Here is a 20,804-nt window from a genome sequence, read left to right as displayed (position 1 = left end):
CTATAGGAGATATTTCTCCATTGAATAAATGTTTAAAACTAAATAGTGGGATATTTGATTTTCCCATTATTCTTAAGTTGATAGAGTAGAGCATTCCCATAACTAAAATACCAGAAAGTAAGTTAGATATTTTAAATTTAATGTGAAGTATACCAGTTACAAGACCAGCAATACAACCACATAAAATAGCCATTAAAGTTGCTACTACAGGAGAAATCCCATTAGTAAGAGAAAAGGCTACAATAGAAGCTCCCATTGTGTAGCTACCATCAGCAGACATATCGGGAAAATCTAAGATTTTGTAAGTTATATAAACCCCCAGTGCCATGATTGATAAAATTAAACTTTGCGTCATTACAGATATAATACCTGACATAAATAAAACACTCCTTTGAAAATATTTTAAAATAAATTTTTTAATTTAATTTTGGATATAAAAAAGCCACACAGTATATATAACTGTATGACAAAAACACGAATAAGCCACACAGTATAATCCATGTGGCTCTATATATGATGATAAAATAAAAACTTAACAACAATCACTATAGCCAACATAGATACAATCCTTAAAAATGGTAATCCTAAGGGGTCTGTATCTATGTTATGACAATTTGTCTTAACTTAGCTACAAACCCTAACTAAATTGGCTACTAAAAAATCGTACTTGTTTGTTTAATAAAGTCTTCATATTTATCTCTCCTTTTAATTTAATAATTTTGAAAATTTTGTTTTTATATTTTGTATAGTAATTAGTTTAATACAGTAAAAAATAAAAGTCAATAATAAATTTTGAAAAATTATTAAATTGTCAGAAAATTGAGTTCGAATAAAAAAAGTTTTATGTATAGGATTGGGGAGTTTTCTTAAATTTTAATTTATAAATAAAAATTAAAAATCATTTGGATTTTAGAAACAAATTGAGCCAAAAGATAAACTTTTTAGAGAATTAATGAAAATAGGTTTTGAAGTAATATAATGACCAAAATTATATGATATAATAAATTAAATGATTATTTTAATTCAGAATTTTTATTATTTTTTAAATTATTTTTAGAAATCTTGTTTTTGATGGTTTTATTTAAGTTGTTTACGAGATTAAAAAGACTTCAGTAGATATTTATATGTGTTTATTTAAATATTTTAGGAAGTCTTTAATTTTATAGGAGTGATGATATGTGTTGATAGGTACAGCTAATTTGAGTAGAAGTGTTGATAATGCATGCGTAGAAGAATTGGGAATTCCAATGATTGTATTGATGGAAAATGCAGTAATATCTGCAATGAGAAACATGGATATAGATATATATAATGATTATACAATTGTATGTGGTGTTGGAAATAATGGTGGAGATGGCCTTGGAATAGCAAGACATTTAAAGCTAAAAGGGAAAAATGTGAATGTCTTTTTAATTGGTAATATCAAGAAAATAAGTGAATGTTCTAAAATCAATTATAATATACTTTTAAATATGGGGATTAATATTATAAATATTGATAAAAATGATTTAAGTGAGGAATATAATGACTATATAAATAAAAATAAAGTGGATGAAATTATTAAAACAGAAAAACAGAGTATAATTAAAAATAAAAATTTAACAATATTTAAAGAAGCAGTATCTAAAAGTGATGTCGTAATAGATGCAATATTTGGAACAGGACTAAAGAGAGAAATCACTGGTATTTTTAAAAAAGTAATTGATATAGTAAATGATAACAGCAAAAATACATATTCTATAGATATACCATCTGGTATAGATAGCGACAAAGGTAGTATACTTGGAATTTGTATCAAAGCAAATAAAACAATTAGTTTTGAATTTTATAAAAGAGGGTTTTTAAATTATGATGTAAGCTCACTTATTGGAGATATAATTGTAGAAAAAATAGGTGTTCCAGATTTCATTACAAGAAAATACCATAATGATGAATTCATAACTGATGAGAGTTTTGTAAAAAATAATATTAGAAGAAGAGATAAACATGGATTTAAAAGTGATTTTGGAAAAGTATCTATAGTTGCAGGTTCAAAAGGATTTTATGGGGCTAGTTTCATAGCAACTGAATCTGCTGTTAAAAGTGGAAGTGGTCTTGTAACTTTGATTAGTAGTAAAGATGTGCAAGAAAAAGTATCTATTAGACTCACTGAAGCAATGACTGTAAATTTTGAAGAAGAGAGAGTTGATATACTATTGAGTTCTAGCAATGCAATTGGTTTTGGTCCAGGAATGGGAGATAATCACAAAACTTTTGAGAGATTACTTAGAGTAGTAGAAAACTCTAGTTGTCCAATAATATTGGATGCAGATGGATTAAATGTTATGAAGGATAGATGCTATAAGTTTTTAGAGTGGAGAAATAAGTTTGTAATTACTCCACATCTGGGAGAAATGGCCAGGTTGACAGGTGACTCAATTGGGTATATAAGAGAACATAGAGTAGATGTGGCAAAAGAATTTGCTCAAAAATATAATGTAGTTGTCCTTTTAAAAGGTTATCAAACTATCATAACAGATGGTAAAGAAACATATATAAATCCTACAGGAAATAGTTGTATGGCAACTGGTGGAATGGGAGACTGTTTACTTGGTATGATTACTTCTTTTATAGGTCAAGGTATGGATATACTTGAAGCTACAGTGAGTGGAGCATATGTACATGGTTATATAGGAGATAAGTTAGGAAAAAGTATGTATACAGTAAATGCAACAGATTTAATAAGTAACATTTCGTTAACAATGAACAAGTTTTTGATTATTTAATGACTAATATTTGATACTACTTTGTAACAACTTTAACAAAGTATGCTGATATAATACTATTAAATTAATCTCAAATTGACTTATTTTATTGGTTTTTGGTTTATTGTTTAAATTCATATTCAAATATATTGTGTAAAGAATATGATTTATATAGGGTTTTATAATTCATATGAAAAGAGGGTAGATAGTATGAAGTTGATATGGTTGATAGTAGCAATCTTATTTGGAATAGCAGAAATGTTGACTCCAAGCTTAACACTAATATGGTTTAGTGTAGGAGCAGTAATACTTATATTTTTAAGTACTTTTATAAAGAGTATATTTTTACAAGTTTTAATATTTGCTGTAATTTCTATAGCTATGTTAGTTGTAGCTACTAAGAAAATTGTAAAAAAAGATAAAACTTATAAATCTAATACCAATTTACAAGCAATGATATCTAAAAAAGGTGTTGTTACAGAGGAAATTTCTCCAAATCAAACTGGTTTAGTTGTAGTTGAACATGAAACATGGACTGCTATTTCTATAGATGATGAAAAGATTGATAAAGGTTCTACAGTAGAAGTATTAAAAATAGAAGGGGTAAAACTAGTTGTTAAAAAAGTGAATTCTGCAACTAGTGTGACGAATCAATAAAATAAAGGAGGATATATTTATGGGTATGAAAGTTGTTTTAAGTATTGTATTAATAATAGTAGTCGTAGCAATAAGTTTAACCTGTATAAGAGTAATAAAACAATCTAAAGTAGGTATAATAATGCGACTTGGTAAGTTTCAAAAAGTGGCTGAAACAGGAGTACATTTCTTGATACCATTTTTAGATAAAATGGCATATGTGATTGACTTGAGAGAAATCGTAATAGATTTCCCACCTCAGCCAGTTATAACTAAAGACAATGTAACTATGCAGATTGATACAGTTGTATATTATAAAGTTACAGACCCAGTTAGATATGTGTTTGAAATAGCAAATCCAATAGCTGCTATTGAAAATCTAACAGCTACAACTTTAAGAAATATAATTGGTGAACTTGATTTAGACGAAACACTAACATCAAGAGATATAATAAATGTAAAAATGAGAACAATCCTTGATGAAGCAACAGATAAATGGGGAATAAAAGTAAATAGAGTAGAGTTAAAGAACATAATGCCTCCTCATGATATCCAAGTTGCGATGGAAAAGCAGATGAGAGCGGAAAGAGAAAGAAGAGAAGCAATACTTCAAGCAGAAGGTAATAAGTCAGCTGCTATATTACAAGCAGAAGGAGAAAAACAATCTGCTATATTAACAGCAGAAGCAAGAAAAGAAGCTATGGTACGTGTAGCAGAAGGAGAAAAAGAATCTGCTATATTAGTAGCAGAAGGTGAAGCTGAGGCTATAAGACAAACAGCTATTGCTAAAGCACAAGGTGAAGCTGAAATGATTAAAAGAACTCAAATGGCCACTGCAGAAGGTTTGAAGTTAGTATTTTCAGCGATGAAAGAGTCTGACATTGATAATAATATCCTAGCATTAAAATCTATGGAAGCACTTGAAAAAATGGCTGAAGGTAAGTCAACAAAATTGGTTTTACCTTCAGAAGCAGTTAATTTCCTAGGAACATTCAAAGGGATAAAAGAAGTCATGAGTGATGATAAGAATGATATATTAGATGTAAAAGATGCATTTAGTGGAAATGATTCATTAAAAAAATAAAAGAGTTTTTTTATCGTAGGAAGGAAATGGAAATTAAATGTCGAATTAATTAAATATAGTATAGAATGTACATTGAAAAGAAGAAGACTTATAGTTTTTTAAGTCTTCTTCTTTGTTTTTATTTATAAAACGGGATTTTAAAAATAAATTAACAGAATTTTTATACAATTTGCCCTTTACTAATGTAAAAAGTGTTATATAATATTAAATAAAACATGTAGGAAAAGAAAGTAATTTTAATTTGAATATTTACATTGATAACATATATAGTTATAAAAATATCAAACGTAATGAATATATCTAACAATAAAACTAAAATTCATTAATTGAATCATAAATAAGGAAATGATAAGAAAAATAAAATTAGCTAGTAATTGTTTACAGATTTTTAGATAATCATGTCATATTATGTTCTATTATTATCAAATCAAAAAATCATAAAAATTTAAGTATGTTTGTATGATATGAATTGATTTATAAAAAATATTTTTTATATCTATAAAATAAATGTTTATATTATTTTCTAATTAGGAATTGAATATTATAAGTACTATAGCACTGATGGAAAATAATGTATACTTCAATAAAACAATTATGGGGTATATATTATAGAAATTGTATAGTTTATATTATTTTACTCTTATTACATTAGCGTTTGGGCAAAATTTATACACAACATTTATTGACTAAAAGTTTATAAAGGTAAAAATGCAATTATAAATATTAATTACTAGATGAGGGGAGTGTCATTAAATGAAAAAAGAGATGTTAGCTATGATTTTGGCAGGGGGGCAAGGTTCAAGACTTGGAGTTTTTACAAAGAGGATTGCAAAACCAGCCGTATCATTTGGAGGAAAGTACAGAATTATTGACTTTGTTTTAAGCAATTGTTCAAATTCTGGTATAGATACTGTAGGTGTTTTAACTCAATATAGACCATTGATATTAAATTCTCATATAGGCATGGGAAGTCATTGGGATTTAGACAGAATAAATGGTGGAGTATATGTATTACAACCATTTATGAATGAAAAAGAGGGAAATTGGTATAATGGTACAGCACATGCTATATACCAGAATATGGACTTTGTAGATACCTATAATCCAGAATATGTATTAATATTATCTGGTGACCATATATATAAGATGGACTATAGTAAAATGTTAAAATTTCATAAAGAAAAAGGTTCTAAAGCTACGATTGCAGTAATTGAAGTACCTTGGGATGAAGCTTCTAGATTTGGCATAATGAATACAAATGAAGATTCAAGTATCTATGAATTTGAAGAAAAGCCAGGCGAACCTAAAAGTAATTTGGCATCTATGGGAGTATACATATTTGATTGGAAAATGTTGAGAAGTTATTTTAAAGAAGCAGAAAAAAATCCAGATATAAATTATGATGATTTTGGAAAGAATTTAATACCTAAAATGTTAGAGGATAATGTTGGAATGTATGCATATCCATTTAAGGGGTATTGGAGAGATGTAGGAACTATACAAAGTTTATGGGATGCAAATATGGATATAATTAAATCTCCAGAAACACTGGATTTATCAGACTCTAAGTGGAAGATATATACAAATACAATGGCAATGCCTCCTCAATATATAGGCAAAAGTGCAAATGTTCATAGATCAATGATAGCTGATGGTTGTAGAATTTTAGGAGAAGTAGGAAACTCTGTATTATCACATGGAGTTGTTGTTGGAAAAGGAAGCAAAGTAATTGATTCAGTAATCATGCCAAATGTTGTAATAGGAGAAAATGTAACTATAGAAAAAGCTATGATAGGCGAATGTGCAACTATAAATGATAATGTTCAGATAAAAAATGTAAATAATGAGATAAATGTAGTTTCTGAATATGAAAATATAGAGCCTAGATGCGTATTAATAGAAGGAGGTCTTTAAGATGAGAAATGAATGTTTAGGTATAATAAATTTAAACAAAAAAGGAGACCCTGCAATAAATAAACTTAATTATGGAAGACCGATAGCTTCTACACCAATAGCTGGAAGATATAGAATAATAGACTTCGCTCTATCTAATATGATAAATTCAGGAATTACAAAAGTTGGAATATTTGCAAAAGAAAAATATAGATCATTGACAGACCATATAGGTAGCGGGAAAGATTGGGATTTAAGTAGAAAAAAGGGTGGTTTATCAATTTTTAGCCCAGAAAATACTAAGTATAGAAATACTTACTCACATAGAAAAGGAGATATATACACAATACTGGCTAATCTTGATTATATAGAGAAAAGTGAAGAAGAATATATTTTAATAGCTCCAAGTTATATGTTATGCAATTTAGATTATTCTCAGGCTTTGGAATACCATAAAAAATCTCATAATGATATAACTATGATATATAAAAATGTAAACAATGCAAATAAAGATTTTGAAGGTAATCTAACTTTAAACTTAGATAGTAATAACAGAGTAATAAATGTCGGAAATAATTTAGGAAAATTCCCTAGAGCAAATATATGTATGGAAATATATATTATGAAGCGTGAAGATTTTGTAGAATGTATATATAATATTGTAAATAAAGGAAACTATTGTTATCTAGAAGAATTTATTGTTGAAGAAGCAGAAAATATGAAAATAGGAGCTTATGAGTATACAGGATATTTGAAATGTGTAAATTCTGTTGAATCATATTTTCAAATGAGTAAAGATTTATTAGAAATAGAAGTGGCTGATGAATTATTGTATTCTGAAAGAAAAATATTTACTAAAGAAAAGAATGAGTCACCTACAATTTACACAGATAGTGCAAAGGTAGAAAATAGTTTTATAGCATCAGGTTGCTTAATAGAAGGTACTGTAAAAGATAGTATTATATTTAGAAAAGTTAATGTTGAAAAAGGAACAGTTATAGAAAACTCAATAGTAATGCAAAATTGTGTAATAAAGTCAAATGCAAAACTATATAATGCAATACTAGATAAAAATACAAGTGTATCAAAAGGAAAAGAGTTAAAAGGAGATGAAAAATATCCTATTGTAGTAGAAAAAAATACGAATATATAAAAATATTTTTTAGAAGGGGGAATAGCTAGTGAAAGTTTTTTATGTAACAGCAGAGTGTTGGCCCTTTGCTAAAACTGGAGGATTAGGAGATGTATCTTATGCATTGCCTAAAGAATTAAAAAAAGAAGGTGTAGATGTAAGGGTAATAATGCCTAAATATTCAACTATACCAAGTTATTTAAAAGATCAATTAAAAGAAATAGCTGTTTTTAGTGTACGTGTTGGATGGAGAAATCAATATTGTGGTCTTTTAGAAATGGAGCTAGATGGTGTTAAATTTTATTTTATAGACAATGAATTTTATTTTAGAAGAGAAGATGAGAGAAAGAGTATTTATGGATATGGAGATGATGCAGAAAGATATACATTCTTTACAGATGCTGTCTTAGAAGCTATAAGTAGAATTGACTTTTATCCAGATGTAATACATATAAATGATTGGCACACAGGAATGTTACCATTAATTTTAAAAGAGAGATATGCAACCCTTGAGGGGTATAAAAATATAAAAACTATGTATACTATACATAATCTACAATATCAAGGTGTATTTGATAAGTATGTCTTAGATGATATATTAGATTTACCTGAAAAATATTTTGATAATGGAGATATAGAGTATTATGGTTCAATAAATTTTATGAAAGCTGGAATAAATTTTGCAGATAAAGTTATAACTGTTAGTCCTACTTATGCAAATGAGATACAAACATCTTTTTATGGAGAACAATTAGATGGTTTGCTTAGAAAGGAATCAGGAAAATTAAAAGGTATATTAAATGGTATAGATTATGACTTGAATAATCCTGAGAAAGATAAGGATATATTTGTTAATTACGATGTAAATTCTATTGAGAAAAAATTGGAAAATAAATTGAGATTACAAGATATATTAGGATTAAAAAAAGATTCTTCTATTCCATTAATAGGAATAGTTTCAAGACTAGTTTCTCAAAAAGGATTTGATTTAATAGCCTATATGATGCCTGAGCTTATGAGGGAAGATTTACAAATTGTCATTTTAGGAACTGGGGAACATCAATATCAATCAATGTTTAATTATTACGATTCTAATTTTTCAGGTAAAGTATCAGCTAGAATCACATTTAATGCATCGTTGGCTCAACAAATCTATGCTGCAAGCGATATATTCTTGATGCCATCACTATTTGAACCTTGTGGTATAGGTCAAATGCTAGCTATGAGATATGGTTCTTTGCCAGTAGTTAGAGAAACTGGAGGACTTAAAGATACTGTAACACCTTATAATCAATTTACTGGAGAAGGTAATGGATTTAGTTTTAAAAATTACAATGCTCATGAGATGTTTTTCTGTTTGAAAAATGCAATTAAGGTTTTTAGAGATAAAGAAAAATGGATGAAACTAGTTGAAAATGCAATGAATACTGATAATAGTTGGAAAAAATCAGCTAAGGAGTATATAGAAACATATAGAGACATATGTGATTAAAGGAGTGGTTTTTTTGGTAACAATAAGCAAAAAGAAATTCAAGCAAAAATTTGAAGTGAAAATGTATAGCTTATATGCACAGTCTATCAAGGAAGCTACTGATGAACAATTGTTAAATGTACTATGTAGTCTACTGAAAGATGAAATAGCAAAAAAATGGGTTGCTACGAAGTTAGATAAGAAAAAAGAAGTTTATTATTTTAGTCTAGAGTTTTTAATAGGAAGACAATTAAAATCTAATTTATTAAATTTAAATATTGAAGAAGAAGTTAGAGAAGGATTACTAGAATTAGGAATTAACTTAGATGATTTAATCAAAGCTGAGGTAGACCCAGCCATAGGGAATGGTGGTCTTGGAAGATTAGCAGCATGTTTTTTAGATTCTATGGCATCTTTGAATATAAGTGGTCAAGGATATGGAATTAGATATAAATACGGTTTGTTTGAACAAAAATTTGTAAATGGTTATCAGGTCGAAGTACCTGATAACTGGCTTACAGAAGGACGTTATGCATGGGAAACTGTAAGACCAAATGAAGCAACAATGGTGAAGTTTGGTGGAGAAGTAGAGTTGATTAAGGAAGGAATTCATTTAAAAGTAGTCCATAAAAACTATCTTCCTGTAATGGCAATGCCTTATGATATACCAATAATTGGATACCAAAATCAATGTATCAATACTTTAAGATTATTTAAAAGTGAGATACCAAAAAGAGACTTTGGAGAACTTACCTCAAATGCTCTAAATTATTCAGGAAGTTATGAAGAAGCTTTAAAACACAAGTATTATACTGAAGAAATTTCACAAGTGTTGTATCCTGATGATTCAAATTATGCAGGAAAATTATTGAGACTTAAGCAAGAGTATTTCTTTGTAAGTGCAGGTGTACAAGATATCATAAGGAAGTGTAAAAAGAATCAGCTAAATATCAGGAATTTATTTGATAAGGTGGCAATTCATATAAATGATACACATCCTACCTTATGTATACCAGAACTTATGAGAATTCTACTTGATGAAGAAGGATTATCTTGGGATGAAGCATGGCAGATAACTAAAAAAACAGTATCTTATACTAATCATACTATAATGTCAGAAGCAATGGAAAAGTGGCCTGTAAGCATGATAAAAGAGCTATTACCAAGAATTTATATGATAATAGAAGAAATAAATAGAAGATATGTAGAAGAGTTAAATAATAAAGGATATGACCAAGATAAAATAAGAAGAATGAGTATAATAGATTGGGACAACATAAATATGGCAAATTTATGTATTGTAACAAGTCACAGTGTAAATGGAGTTGCTAAGCTTCATACTCAAATTCTTGAAACAGAAGTTTTAAAAGATTTTTATCAAGACGAACCAAATAAATTTAACAATAAAACTAATGGAATTGCACATAGACGATGGCTTATAAGTTCAAATCCTCAACTTAGTAATTTAATAACAGATTTAATTGGTGACTCATGGAAAACAGATACTTTACAGCTAAAGAATATTGAAAAATTTAAAAATGATTCTTCTGTTTTAAAAAGACTTGATGATATAAAATACAATAATAAAGTAAATTTAGCAAATTTTATAAATGATAAATACGATTTAAATATCGACCCTAATTCTATATTTGATGTTCAGGTTAAGAGGTTGCATGCTTACAAAAGGCAACTATTGAATATTTTTAATGTACTCCATATGTATCATGAATTACTTGACAATCCTAACTTAAATATTGACCCAAGAACTTTTATATTTGGGGCAAAAGCCGCACCAGGATATTATTTAGCCAAGTGTATAATTAAATTTATAAATTCAGTTGCAAGTACTATAAATAATGATGTTAGAGTAAAGGACAAGTTAAAAGTAGTATTTATAGAGAATTATGGTGTATCATTAGCAGAGATAATAATACCAGCAGCAAATGTGAGTGAACAAATTTCAACGACAACAAAAGAAGCATCAGGAACAAGTAATATGAAATTTATGATGAATGGTGCCATAACTTTAGCCACATTAGATGGTGCAAATGTAGAAATATGTGAACAAGTAGGAAAAGAAAATATGTTTTTATTTGGACTTAGTGCAGAGCAAGTACTGAATTACAATAAGTTTGGTGGATATTCTTCACTTGATTTGTATCATTCTAACATGAATATAAAAAGGGTAGTAGATGATTTAATAAATGGATTTATTCCTAACCTAGGTGAAGAAGGTAGAAGTATTTATAATTCACTTACCACTTACAATGATGAGTACTTTGTATTGAGGGATTTTGAAAATTATGGTCAAGCTCAGGCAAATATAAACAAACTATATCGTGATAAAGAAAAATGGAATACAATGTCTTTGGTTAATATAGCTAATTCAGGATTTTTTTCTTCTGATAGAACAATTTCTGAATATGCAAAAGACATTTGGTTTAAAAGGGTGTGATTATAAATGCAAAACATAATAGAATATAATTCTTGGGATAAAAATTTTAAGGCTCCGTTTGGAGCTTTAAAATTTAATGAAGAATTGATAATTAAAGTTAAAGTAAATGAAGGATATAATGTTGAGTCTATTTCCCTAGAAATAAACAAAGAAGATGAAACAAAGACAATAATTTTAAATGAAGAATTAAACAATAATACACTTGGAAAGTATTTTTATTGTAAGGTTGAAAAATTTGATATAACAGGTGTTTATTTCTATTATTTTAAAGTAATTGTTGAAATAGATGGTGAGAAAAAGACTGTATTCTATGGAAAGAATAGAGAAAATGGATACGCTTGTGAATATAATTATAATGATATCAATAAATATCAAATTACTGTTTATAAAGACTTTAAAGTGCCAACCTGGTATAAAGAAGGAGTACTTTATCATATATTTGTAGATAGATTTAACAATGGAAATCGTAATGGGAAGGTTGATAATCCTAAAAAAAACAGCTTTATATATGGTAATTGGGAAGATATACCTATGTACATAAAGGACAGTAGAGGGGATATTATAAGGTGGGATTTTCATGGTGGAAATTTAAGAGGAATAATTAATAAACTTGGGTATCTAAAAAAATTAGGAGTGAGTATATTATATCTAAGTCCTATATTTGAAGCCTCTAGTAATCATAAGTATGATACAGGAAATTATAAAAATATTGACCCTATGTTTGGAGATGAAGATACATTTAAAGAATTAATTGATAAAGCAAAAGAAAAAGATATATCAATAGTACTTGATGGTGTTTTTAGTCATACTGGAGCTGATAGTAAGTATTTTAATATGTATGGAAATTATGATAGTTTAGGTGCATATCAATCAGAGGAATCACCATATTATTCATGGTATATGTTTGAAGAATTTCCTCATAAATATAAAAGTTGGTGGGATATAAAGACCTTGCCAAATACAAATGAATTAGAAAAAAGCTATATGGATTATATAATATATGACAAGGATAGTGTCGTAAACAAATGGATGAATATGGGGATTAAAGGGTGGCGATTGGATGTTGCAGATGAACTTCCAACTGAGTTTATAAGAGAGCTGAAAAAGGAATTAAAAGAAGCTGATAATGACTCGATACTTATAGGGGAAGTATGGGAAGACGCCTCAAATAAGATTAGTTATGGTCAAAGAAGAAGCTATTTATTAGGTGAAGAATTAGATTCTGTTATGGGGTATCCATTTAGAAATAATATGTTTTCTTTTTTAAAAGGAGAAATTAATTCATATGAACTTAGCAATAGATATATACAAATTAAAGAAAATTATCCAAAAGAATCATTTAAGTCTAATTTAAATTTAATTGGAACACATGATGTTACAAGAGCTAAAACTGAATTAAATAATGATATAGATTTGATGAAACTTGCTGTAGCTATACAAATGACATTTGAAGGAGTACCATATATATACTATGGAGATGAGGCAGGTCTTTGCGGAGATGTAGACCCAGACAATAGAAGAACATATCCATGGAAAAATGAAGATGAAGATATGTTAAATTTTTATAAAAATATTATAAAAATCAGAAATAAAAATAAAATTTTAAGTTCAGGAGAAACAGAATTTATATATACTAGAAATGATAATGTGTTTGCATTTATAAGATTTAATGAAGATAATGATAGGATACTAATTTTAATAAACAGAAGTAACAATCCTGAAAATATGTCATTAAATATAGAGGGTAGCTTTATAGAGGAAATACCTATAAAGTATAATTCTAAAAATGTAAATAAAAATATACCGATAGAAAATAACGAATTAAAAATCCATATGGATTCTAAATCATTTATTATTTTTAGTGTATTTTAAGTACAATAATTTAAATTAAAAGTAAAAATGTAGCAAAAGTTTTGATTTATCAAAGGTTTTGCTACATTTTTGTTTTAAATTATCATAAAAATTTTAGTATTTCAAAATATTACAAAGAAGTGTAAAAAATATAGAAGTTATGATATTATATAGATAAGTAAGATAAAACAAAACCTCTCTACTGAAGTTGTAGGGAGATTTAACTTTTATAATCTTAATATGGAGGAGTGTCTTATGAAAGTAGATCCACTTACAACTCAAGTCTATGACTATATATCAAAAAAAATCCAAAATGGAGAGTATGAAGCTAATCAGAGAATTACTGAATCTGAAATTTGCAACTCTATTGGAGTTAGTAGAACACCAGCAAGGGAAGCACTAACGAGATTGGCAGGTGAAAATTTACTAGAAAAGATACCTAATAAAGGATTTGTGGTAAAAGAGTTTCAGGAAAAGGAAAAACTAGACACATATTCTGTAATTGGTGTGTTAGATGCGTTAGCAGGTTCTTCATCTTTAGAAAATTTAACTGAATCAGATTTAATAAAAATGGACGAGCTAACAGAAATGATGGCTATCTCTATAAAGTATAAAAATTACAATAACTACTTAAAACTAAGCAATGAATTTCACGATATATACATAGCAAAATCAGATAATCAAGTATTAATAAATATGTTGAATTCTCTTAGATATAATTTTATGTCAAAGTCATATACTAGCGACAATGAAGAAGAATTGTATAAAATGTTAACTTACAGCAATAATCAACATATTGAGGCAGTGAAGTTTATGAGAGCGAAAGATTCAGAAAATGTTGAAGCAATTTTAAGAAAACATTGGAAAACGATACCTATAGCAGAGATGGAATAAGAGAAGCTTTTAAAAGCTTCTCTTATTTTTTATATAATTCTATCATTATTTTATTATTTCTAATCTATAAATATCAATATAAAATTAATTAAAAATACAACTAATTTTATATTGATATTTATAGATTAATGTAGTACCATTTTAATGCAAAATATAAAGGAGGGGATAATATAAAAACATATTTTTCGATAGGAGAAGTATCTAGACTTTTTGATTTGTCAATAAAAACTCTAAGATACTACGATAAAGTAGGGATATTAAAACCAGCATATGTAAACCAAGAAAATAAATATAGGTATTATTCAAGAGAGCAGTTTATGAGTATAGATGTAATTAAGTACTGTAAGATTATGGGTATGGCTCTTGAAGATATAAAAAAATTAATTGATTCAGATAGCTCAATTGAGTCTATGATGAATACAATTGATAGACAAAATAAAATGATAGAAAGTAAAATAAAAGAACTATCAGATGTGAAAAATTATCTAAATGATATAGAATTTAAAGTAAATGAATTGTTAAAATATGATTTAAATAATGTATTTATAAAATACAATAAAGAAAGAAAAGTAAATGTCTATAAATGTAATTCAAAGGATGAAGTTGAACTTGAGATGTATCTGAGACATATTATTTTACACATTCAAGATAAGTATAATGATGTATATCCTATAATTTCAGGTAGTATTTCATATGAGAAAGTAATTAAAGAAGGTAAAGCACTATTATATGATTATATAGTAGATTTTACAGAAAGAGAAGAATATGAAAATCAGCACATTTTACCAGCAGGTGAATATTTAACAATTATATATGATGATAATTGGAATAATGCCTATGATTATTATAAAAAAATAATCGATTATGCAAATGATAATAATATAGAACTTGTTGGAAACTTTAATGAAATATGGATGCTTTCTAGAGTGGATTCAGACACAAAAGAAAAGACATTGGTTCAATTAGAAATAAGAAAAAAATAGTATACAAAAAAACTTGACTCTACCCTCAGAGGATAGATTAGTATTTTATATAGTGAAATAATATTTATTATAATAATCTATGGGAGGGAGATTTTTAATGTCAAAAAAATTTTTAGAGTATGCTATACCATCAGCTCTTGCTATGTTTGTATCATCCTTTAATACAATATTAGATGGAATATTTTTGGGAAAAGGACTAGGCGATTCAGCACTTACAGCTGTTAGTATAGTGATGCCTCTTGTAATGGTATTTTTAGGATTATCCAGTTTAATGGCAGTTGGAGGAGGAGCACTAGTTTCGAAAAAATTTGGTTCTAGAGATGATGAAAGGGCTGTAAATATATTTAGGCAAGTAATAAAAGTTTTAATAATAGGTAGTTTATCTCTTACAATAATTTGTATACTTTTTTCAGAGCATATAGTTAGAATTATGGGAGCAACAGAAAGTTTAGTCGGATTATCTTCTGAATACTTAACATTTTATGCTGTTTTCTGTTTCCCAAATTTGCTAGGTCTTGTTTTTTGTAGTTTTTTAAGAAATGATGGAAGACCAAAACTTGCCATGATAGCTACCGTGTCAGGAACAATATTTCATATAACTTTAAATTATATATTTATATTTAAGCTTGGATTTGGTGTGAAAAGTGCAGCAATTGCAAGTGGCTTAGGTCAACTATCTACACTTATAATAATGTTACCTCATTTTATGTTTAAAAAAGGTAAGTTATCCTTTGGGCCAGCAAAGATAGAAAAGGATGTTTTAAAAGAATTATTTAATATAGGATTTCCTTCATTTTTTGCAGAGAGTGCTTTTTCAATAATTATACTTGCACATAATATAGTTTTGACAAGAGTTGTTGGAGATGTAGGTCTTTCTGCTTATGCTGTAGTAAACTATGTAACTACTAATATTTATAATCTCTTAATGGGGATAACTTTAGGTGTTCAACCACTTATAAGTTATAATTTTGGCTCTAAAGAAATTAAAAAAATGTTAGGCTATTATAATATGGCAACAAAAATGAGTTTTTGTGTATCTATAATATTCACAGTAATATGTTTTTTATTTGGAAAAGAAATTATAAAAATATTTACGAGTGATAAAGAAATTATTTTAATGGCTTATGTTGCACTTAACATGGCTAATTTAGCCTATCTTATGATTGGAAAAAATTTAACAACTATGATGTATTATCAAGCGATAGAAATGCCAGTACATTCTAATATTATAGGAGTTTTACGTTCAATCTTACTATTGCCGATTATACTACTTGTTTTTTCTAAGTTATTTGGAGTAAATGGAATATGGGTAAGTATGGCTGTTTCAGAACTCTTGACAGTTCTAATTATGAATAAAGTAGTAAATGTAAAGGAATGTACAAAAAATGCTATAAGTTTATAATGTTATGATACTATAAATTATTTATATAGAGTAGTGAATTTATTCACTACTCTATTTTTGTTTGTACAAATAGAATTTATTCTATAGTACTAGATTAAATTTTAATAATTTTTATAAAAAATTTAAATGTGTAAATATGAAAATTATTTAGTTACACTAAACTATAGATTTTAATATATAAAATAAAAATAGTATGAAAGTTTAGTAATAGAATACATACAAATTAAAAATATTAAACTTAAAGCGTTAGTAAAACTTGAAAAAAATAAAAATATGAAATTGACTAAAAGTGATAAAGTTTACAAATACTAATTTATAAAAAAATTAATATAAACAATAAAAAATATAAAAGTTTATAAATATTGATAATACTAAGGTATAGGTTTTTGGTACGAAATAAAAAAATACTTGTAAAAAGACTTGTTTGTTAATATAATAAATATCATGAGTTTAATAAAAGTAAAAATAAAAAATAGAAATAATAAATAAAAACAATAAAAATATTAAAATAGAGAGGAGATGAATTTAAAGTCATGGACAGTGAGTTCGCAAATGCAGTTGAATTGAGCTATGAATGTGCGCCCTTATTGGAATCATTAAAAGAATATTCAAAAAGAGATATAGCTTGTTTTGATGTACCTGGACATGTGAAAAATAGAGGTGTAGATATATTAAATAAATATCTAGGTGAAAATCTCATGAAAATGGATATAAACTCATCACCCACTATGGATAATGTATCTAATCCAACTGGAGTCATAAAAAATGCACAAGATTTATTAGCGCAGGCATACATGGCTGATGAAGCATTCTTTATAACTAATGGTACTACACAAGCAATACATGCAATGATTCTAAGTGTAATAAATCCAGGAGAAAAAGTATTGCTCCCAAGAAATATTCATAAGTCAGTAATAAATGCTTTAATACTTTGTGGAGGAATACCAGTATTTATACAACCAGAATTTGATGAGCAACTAGGTATAAGTTTAAATATTACTATTGAGAAAGTTAAAGAGGAAATAGAAAAAAGCTGTGATATAAAAGCTTTATTTTTACTTAATCCAACTTATTATGGTGCTTGTGCAGACCTTGAGAACATCATAGAATTATGCCATAAAAATAATCTTTTAGTGTTAGTAGATGAAGCTCATGGTGCTCATTTTCCATTTCATTTAGATTTACCTCCTTCTGCAATAAGTTTAGGAGCAGATATGGTGGCTATAAGTATACATAAAACTGGAGGAGCATTGACACAATCTTCAGCACTTTTATTGAATAGAGAAAATATAAGAGTTGAAAAAGTACTTCAGTCAATCAATATGTTACAGTCTACATCTGCATCTTATTTGCTTATGGCAAGTATAGATGGAGCGAGAGTTAACCTAGTTGAAAATGGAGAAGAACAATTATCAAAAGCATTAAATTTATCGAGATACGCAAAAGCTAGATTAAATAAAATAGATGGAATAGATGTTTTGTCTACCGAAATATTAAAAAGAAAAGGTGTTAAATTTATAGATGAAACTAAATTATGTATAAATGTAAAAGGGTTAAATTTAACTGGCTTTGAAGTGTATGATTTGTTGTATAAAAAGTTTTCAATTCAAGTAGAACTAGGAGATTTGTACAATATCTTAGCACTTGTATCTATTGGAACTAATAAATCAGATATTGATAGATTGGTTAAGGCTCTTTCTATAATTGAAAAAACTTATAGAAAAGAAGCCAAGTTAAATGAGTTTAATATGATTCAAATAAATCCAACTATTGAGCTTAATCCTCGAGAAGCTTTTTATGCATCTAAAGAAAGTGTAGAAATCAAGTCATGTATAGGTAGAATTTGTGGAGAATCAATAATGGCATACCCACCAGGTATACCAATTGTTACTCCAGGAGAGTTAATAACAAAAGAAATTATGGAGTATATTGTTTTTTTAAAAGAGAGTAATGCGTATTTGACTGATATGCAAGATAAAAACTTAGATACAATACTCGTTATAAAATAAATTGTGTTATTGGATAAATAGAATAGTATATATAAATATGTAAAAGGAGTTGAGATTGAAATGAAATTTGAAACACTAGGAAGACATATACTAGTAGAATACTATAACTGTGATGAGAGCATACTTAAAGACCCACATCTTATAGAAAATTTTATGAATGATTCAGCATTAAATGCAAAGGCTACAATTGTTGATTCTGTATTTCACCATTTTAATCCTTGGGGGGTTTCGGGTGCTGTCATAATTGCTGAATCTCATTTGACAATACATACTTGGCCTGAATATGGTTATGCAGCGGCGGATTTTTTTACTTGTGGTGATATAGACCCATGGAAAAGTTTCGAATTATTGGAACAACTTCTAAAATCAGAAAGAAGTGAGTCCACAGAAATTCCAAGAGGATTGACAACAAAAATAAAAAAATATTCAAAGAAAGATTTAGGTAAAATCACTCATAAACCTGAAGCAGTATAAACATAAAGTAGATAAATGAAAGTGAGGATTATTATATGGAACTTTGGTATACAGAGGAATGGACAGAAAATGTAAGATTTTCTATAAAAGTAGATAGACATTTATTTGAAGGGAAGTCTGAGTTTCAAAGAATAGATGTGTTTGATAGTGAGGAGTTTGGAAAGTTTCTGACGATAGATGGTTTAATGATGGTGACATATAAAGATGAGTTTATATATCATGACATGATAACTCATGTTCCTATGGCTACAAATTTAAATATCAAAAAAGTCTTAGTTATAGGTGGTGGAGATGGTGGTACAGTAAGAGAGTTAAGTCGTTATCCTAAAATAGAAAAAATTGATATGGTTGAAATAGATAAAATGGTTGTGGATGTGTCTAAAGAGTATATAGATATATGTTCATGTAAATTAGACGATGAAAGAGTAAATTTATATTTTGAAGATGGAGTTAAGTTTGTTAAAGAGGCTTATGACAAATCTTATGACTTAATAATAGTAGATTCAACTGACCCAATAGGACCAGGAGAAGGACTTTTTTCAAATGATTTTTATAGAGATTGTTATAGAATACTAACTGATGATGGAATTTTAGTAAATCAAAGTGAAAGTCCTTATTTTGAGTTTAATGCTAAAGAAATGAAAAGAGCCAACGATAAGTTAAAAGGTATATTTCCAATATCTAAAGTTTATCAAGCACATATACCAACATATCCATCTGGACACTGGTTATTTGGTTTTGCTTCAAAAAAACTAGACCCAATAAAAAATCAAGATAGAGATGGTTGGGAAAAATTAAATTTAAAAACGAAGTATTATAATAGTGATATCCATTTAGGTTCATTTATGCTACCTCAATATGTAAAGGAGATGTTAAATGAAGAGTAATTTCTATCATATAAATACATTTATGGGTATGGATAAAAGTTATGAAGAATCAAATTTGATAGTGTTTGGAGTAGGGTTTGATGGAACTACTTCAAATAGACCTGGAGCTAGATTTGCAAGTAGCTCGATGAGAAAAGAATTTTATGGTCTTGAGACATATAGTCCTTTTTTAGACTTGGATTTAGAAGATTATAATATATGTGATTATGGAGATTTGGAAATTAGTGTTGGAGATACAGAACAAGTTTTGAAAGAAATATATGATGAAACTGCTAGTATAGTTGAAGATTTAAAGGTTCCATTTATGATTGGTGGTGAACATCTAGTTACTTTAGCAGCTTTTAAAGCAGTCTATGAGAAGTATAATGATGTGTATGTAATTCACTTTGATGCTCATACAGATTTAAGAGAAGAATATAATAACAATAAAAATTCTCATGCAACAGTAATTAAAAGAGTATGGGATGTTGTTGGAGACGATAAAATATTTCAATTTGGAATAAGGTCTGGAACAAGAGAAGAATTTAAATTTGCAATAGAACAAAAACATACTTATATGGAAGTTGGTGGAATAAATACATTTGAAAAGATAATTAATAAATTGAATGGGAAAAATGTTTATTTAACTGTAGATTTAGATGTGTTGGATGCATCTGTATTTCCAGGAACAGGTACACCAGAACCTGGTGGTATAAATTATAGAGAATTTCAAGATATTTTTAAGATTATAAAAAAATCTAATATAAATATAGTTGGTTGTGATATTGTAGAGCTAAGCCCTGATTATGATACGACAGGAGTATCAACAGTTATAGCATGTAAAGTATTGAGAGAATTGTGCTTAATAATATCAAGTAAATTTAGGTAGTGTAGTCTATATGAATAATAT

At 27.7% G+C, this 20,804-nt stretch carries 16 protein-coding genes; 15 read left to right on the top strand and 1 reads right to left on the bottom strand.

The window, feature by feature from the left end:
* Positions 1-376 (bottom strand): ABC transporter permease subunit (locus tag KGF41_RS17925; protein WP_413841414.1); only part of this gene is annotated, 376 nt, incomplete at its 3' end.
* A gap of 802 nt (positions 377-1,178) precedes the next feature.
* Between KGF41_RS17925 and KGF41_RS17920 the strand changes: the two genes are divergently transcribed.
* From KGF41_RS17920 to speB, 15 genes are all read left to right on the top strand, one after another.
* Entirely contained in the window at positions 1,179-2,765 is a 1,587-nt protein-coding gene (locus tag KGF41_RS17920) for an NAD(P)H-hydrate dehydratase (protein WP_227842986.1), read from the top strand.
* A gap of 189 nt (positions 2,766-2,954) precedes the next feature.
* Complete coding sequence (locus tag KGF41_RS17915; RefSeq protein ID WP_227829865.1) at positions 2,955-3,401, top strand: NfeD family protein; 447 nt, start codon at positions 2,955-2,957, stop codon at positions 3,399-3,401.
* Between the two features lie 19 nt (positions 3,402-3,420).
* Positions 3,421-4,464 (top strand): SPFH domain-containing protein, encoded by a 1,044-nt coding sequence (locus KGF41_RS17910; RefSeq protein WP_227436770.1) that lies wholly within the window; start codon positions 3,421-3,423, stop codon positions 4,462-4,464.
* Positions 4,465-5,217: 753 nt separating this feature from the next.
* Positions 5,218-6,378: a glucose-1-phosphate adenylyltransferase gene (locus KGF41_RS17905; protein ID WP_227829864.1), complete on the top strand. Its 1,161-nt coding sequence runs from the start codon at positions 5,218-5,220 to the stop codon at positions 6,376-6,378.
* 1 nt (position 6,379) lies between these two features.
* Entirely contained in the window at positions 6,380-7,510 is a 1,131-nt protein-coding gene (gene glgD / locus KGF41_RS17900) for a glucose-1-phosphate adenylyltransferase subunit GlgD (protein ID WP_227829863.1), read from the top strand.
* Between the two features lie 28 nt (positions 7,511-7,538).
* Positions 7,539-8,981 (top strand): glycogen synthase GlgA, encoded by a 1,443-nt coding sequence (glgA, locus tag KGF41_RS17895; RefSeq protein WP_227857031.1) that lies wholly within the window; start codon positions 7,539-7,541, stop codon positions 8,979-8,981.
* 13 nt (positions 8,982-8,994) lie between these two features.
* Positions 8,995-11,415 (top strand): glycogen/starch/alpha-glucan phosphorylase, encoded by a 2,421-nt coding sequence (locus KGF41_RS17890; RefSeq protein ID WP_227857030.1) that lies wholly within the window; start codon positions 8,995-8,997, stop codon positions 11,413-11,415.
* 6 nt (positions 11,416-11,421) lie between these two features.
* Positions 11,422-13,287 (top strand): glycoside hydrolase family 13 protein, encoded by a 1,866-nt coding sequence (locus tag KGF41_RS17885; protein ID WP_227842982.1) that lies wholly within the window; start codon positions 11,422-11,424, stop codon positions 13,285-13,287.
* A 234-nt stretch (positions 13,288-13,521) separates the two neighbouring features.
* On the top strand, positions 13,522-14,160 hold the full coding sequence (locus tag KGF41_RS17880) for a GntR family transcriptional regulator (protein WP_227829859.1): 639 nt from the start codon (positions 13,522-13,524) through the stop codon (positions 14,158-14,160).
* Positions 14,161-14,330: 170 nt separating this feature from the next.
* A complete protein-coding gene (locus tag KGF41_RS17875; RefSeq protein WP_227829867.1) occupies positions 14,331-15,143 on the top strand; it encodes a MerR family transcriptional regulator in 813 nt (270 codons plus the stop codon).
* Positions 15,144-15,240: 97 nt separating this feature from the next.
* Entirely contained in the window at positions 15,241-16,545 is a 1,305-nt protein-coding gene (locus tag KGF41_RS17870) for an MATE family efflux transporter (RefSeq protein WP_227857029.1), read from the top strand.
* 533 nt (positions 16,546-17,078) lie between these two features.
* Positions 17,079-18,554 carry an aminotransferase class I/II-fold pyridoxal phosphate-dependent enzyme gene (locus KGF41_RS17865; RefSeq protein ID WP_227857028.1) on the top strand — a complete coding sequence of 492 codons (1,476 nt, stop codon included), beginning with the start codon at positions 17,079-17,081 and terminating at the stop codon, positions 18,552-18,554.
* A 60-nt stretch (positions 18,555-18,614) separates the two neighbouring features.
* Positions 18,615-19,028 (top strand): adenosylmethionine decarboxylase, encoded by a 414-nt coding sequence (gene speD / locus KGF41_RS17860; RefSeq protein WP_227436754.1) that lies wholly within the window; start codon positions 18,615-18,617, stop codon positions 19,026-19,028.
* A gap of 35 nt (positions 19,029-19,063) precedes the next feature.
* Positions 19,064-19,915 carry a polyamine aminopropyltransferase gene (gene speE / locus KGF41_RS17855; protein ID WP_227841431.1) on the top strand — a complete coding sequence of 284 codons (852 nt, stop codon included), beginning with the start codon at positions 19,064-19,066 and terminating at the stop codon, positions 19,913-19,915.
* Complete coding sequence (speB, locus tag KGF41_RS17850) at positions 19,905-20,783, top strand: agmatinase (RefSeq protein WP_227857027.1); 879 nt, start codon at positions 19,905-19,907, stop codon at positions 20,781-20,783. Before speE ends, speB begins: the two co-directional genes overlap by 11 nt.
* Positions 20,784-20,804: the final 21 nt, after the last annotated feature.

Source organism: Clostridioides sp. ZZV14-6150, assembly GCF_020657875.1.
Taxonomy (GTDB): Bacteria; Bacillota; Clostridia; order Peptostreptococcales; family Peptostreptococcaceae; genus Clostridioides.
The sequence above is the reverse complement of the archived record's forward strand: the minus strand, read 5'-3'. Positions and strand labels throughout refer to the sequence as shown.

What these genes read in the sequence shown, in the direction of transcription:
- KGF41_RS17915 (WP_227829865.1), top strand. Translation starts at nt 2,955, where the DNA reads ATGAAGTTGATATGGTTGATAGTAGCAATCTTATTTGGAATAGCAGAA.
- KGF41_RS17905 (WP_227829864.1), top strand. Translation starts at nt 5,218, where the DNA reads ATGAAAAAAGAGATGTTAGCTATGATTTTGGCAGGGGGGCAAGGTTCA.
- glgD (WP_227829863.1), top strand. Translation starts at nt 6,380, where the DNA reads ATGAGAAATGAATGTTTAGGTATAATAAATTTAAACAAAAAAGGAGAC.
- speD (WP_227436754.1), top strand. Translation starts at nt 18,615, where the DNA reads ATGAAATTTGAAACACTAGGAAGACATATACTAGTAGAATACTATAAC.
- KGF41_RS17910 (WP_227436770.1), top strand. Translation starts at nt 3,421, where the DNA reads ATGGGTATGAAAGTTGTTTTAAGTATTGTATTAATAATAGTAGTCGTA.
- KGF41_RS17885 (WP_227842982.1), top strand. Translation starts at nt 11,422, where the DNA reads ATGCAAAACATAATAGAATATAATTCTTGGGATAAAAATTTTAAGGCT.
- KGF41_RS17880 (WP_227829859.1), top strand. Translation starts at nt 13,522, where the DNA reads ATGAAAGTAGATCCACTTACAACTCAAGTCTATGACTATATATCAAAA.
- KGF41_RS17870 (WP_227857029.1), top strand. Translation starts at nt 15,241, where the DNA reads ATGTCAAAAAAATTTTTAGAGTATGCTATACCATCAGCTCTTGCTATG.
- speB (WP_227857027.1), top strand. Translation starts at nt 19,905, where the DNA reads ATGAAGAGTAATTTCTATCATATAAATACATTTATGGGTATGGATAAA.
- KGF41_RS17865 (WP_227857028.1), top strand. Translation starts at nt 17,079, where the DNA reads ATGGACAGTGAGTTCGCAAATGCAGTTGAATTGAGCTATGAATGTGCG.
- speE (WP_227841431.1), top strand. Translation starts at nt 19,064, where the DNA reads ATGGAACTTTGGTATACAGAGGAATGGACAGAAAATGTAAGATTTTCT.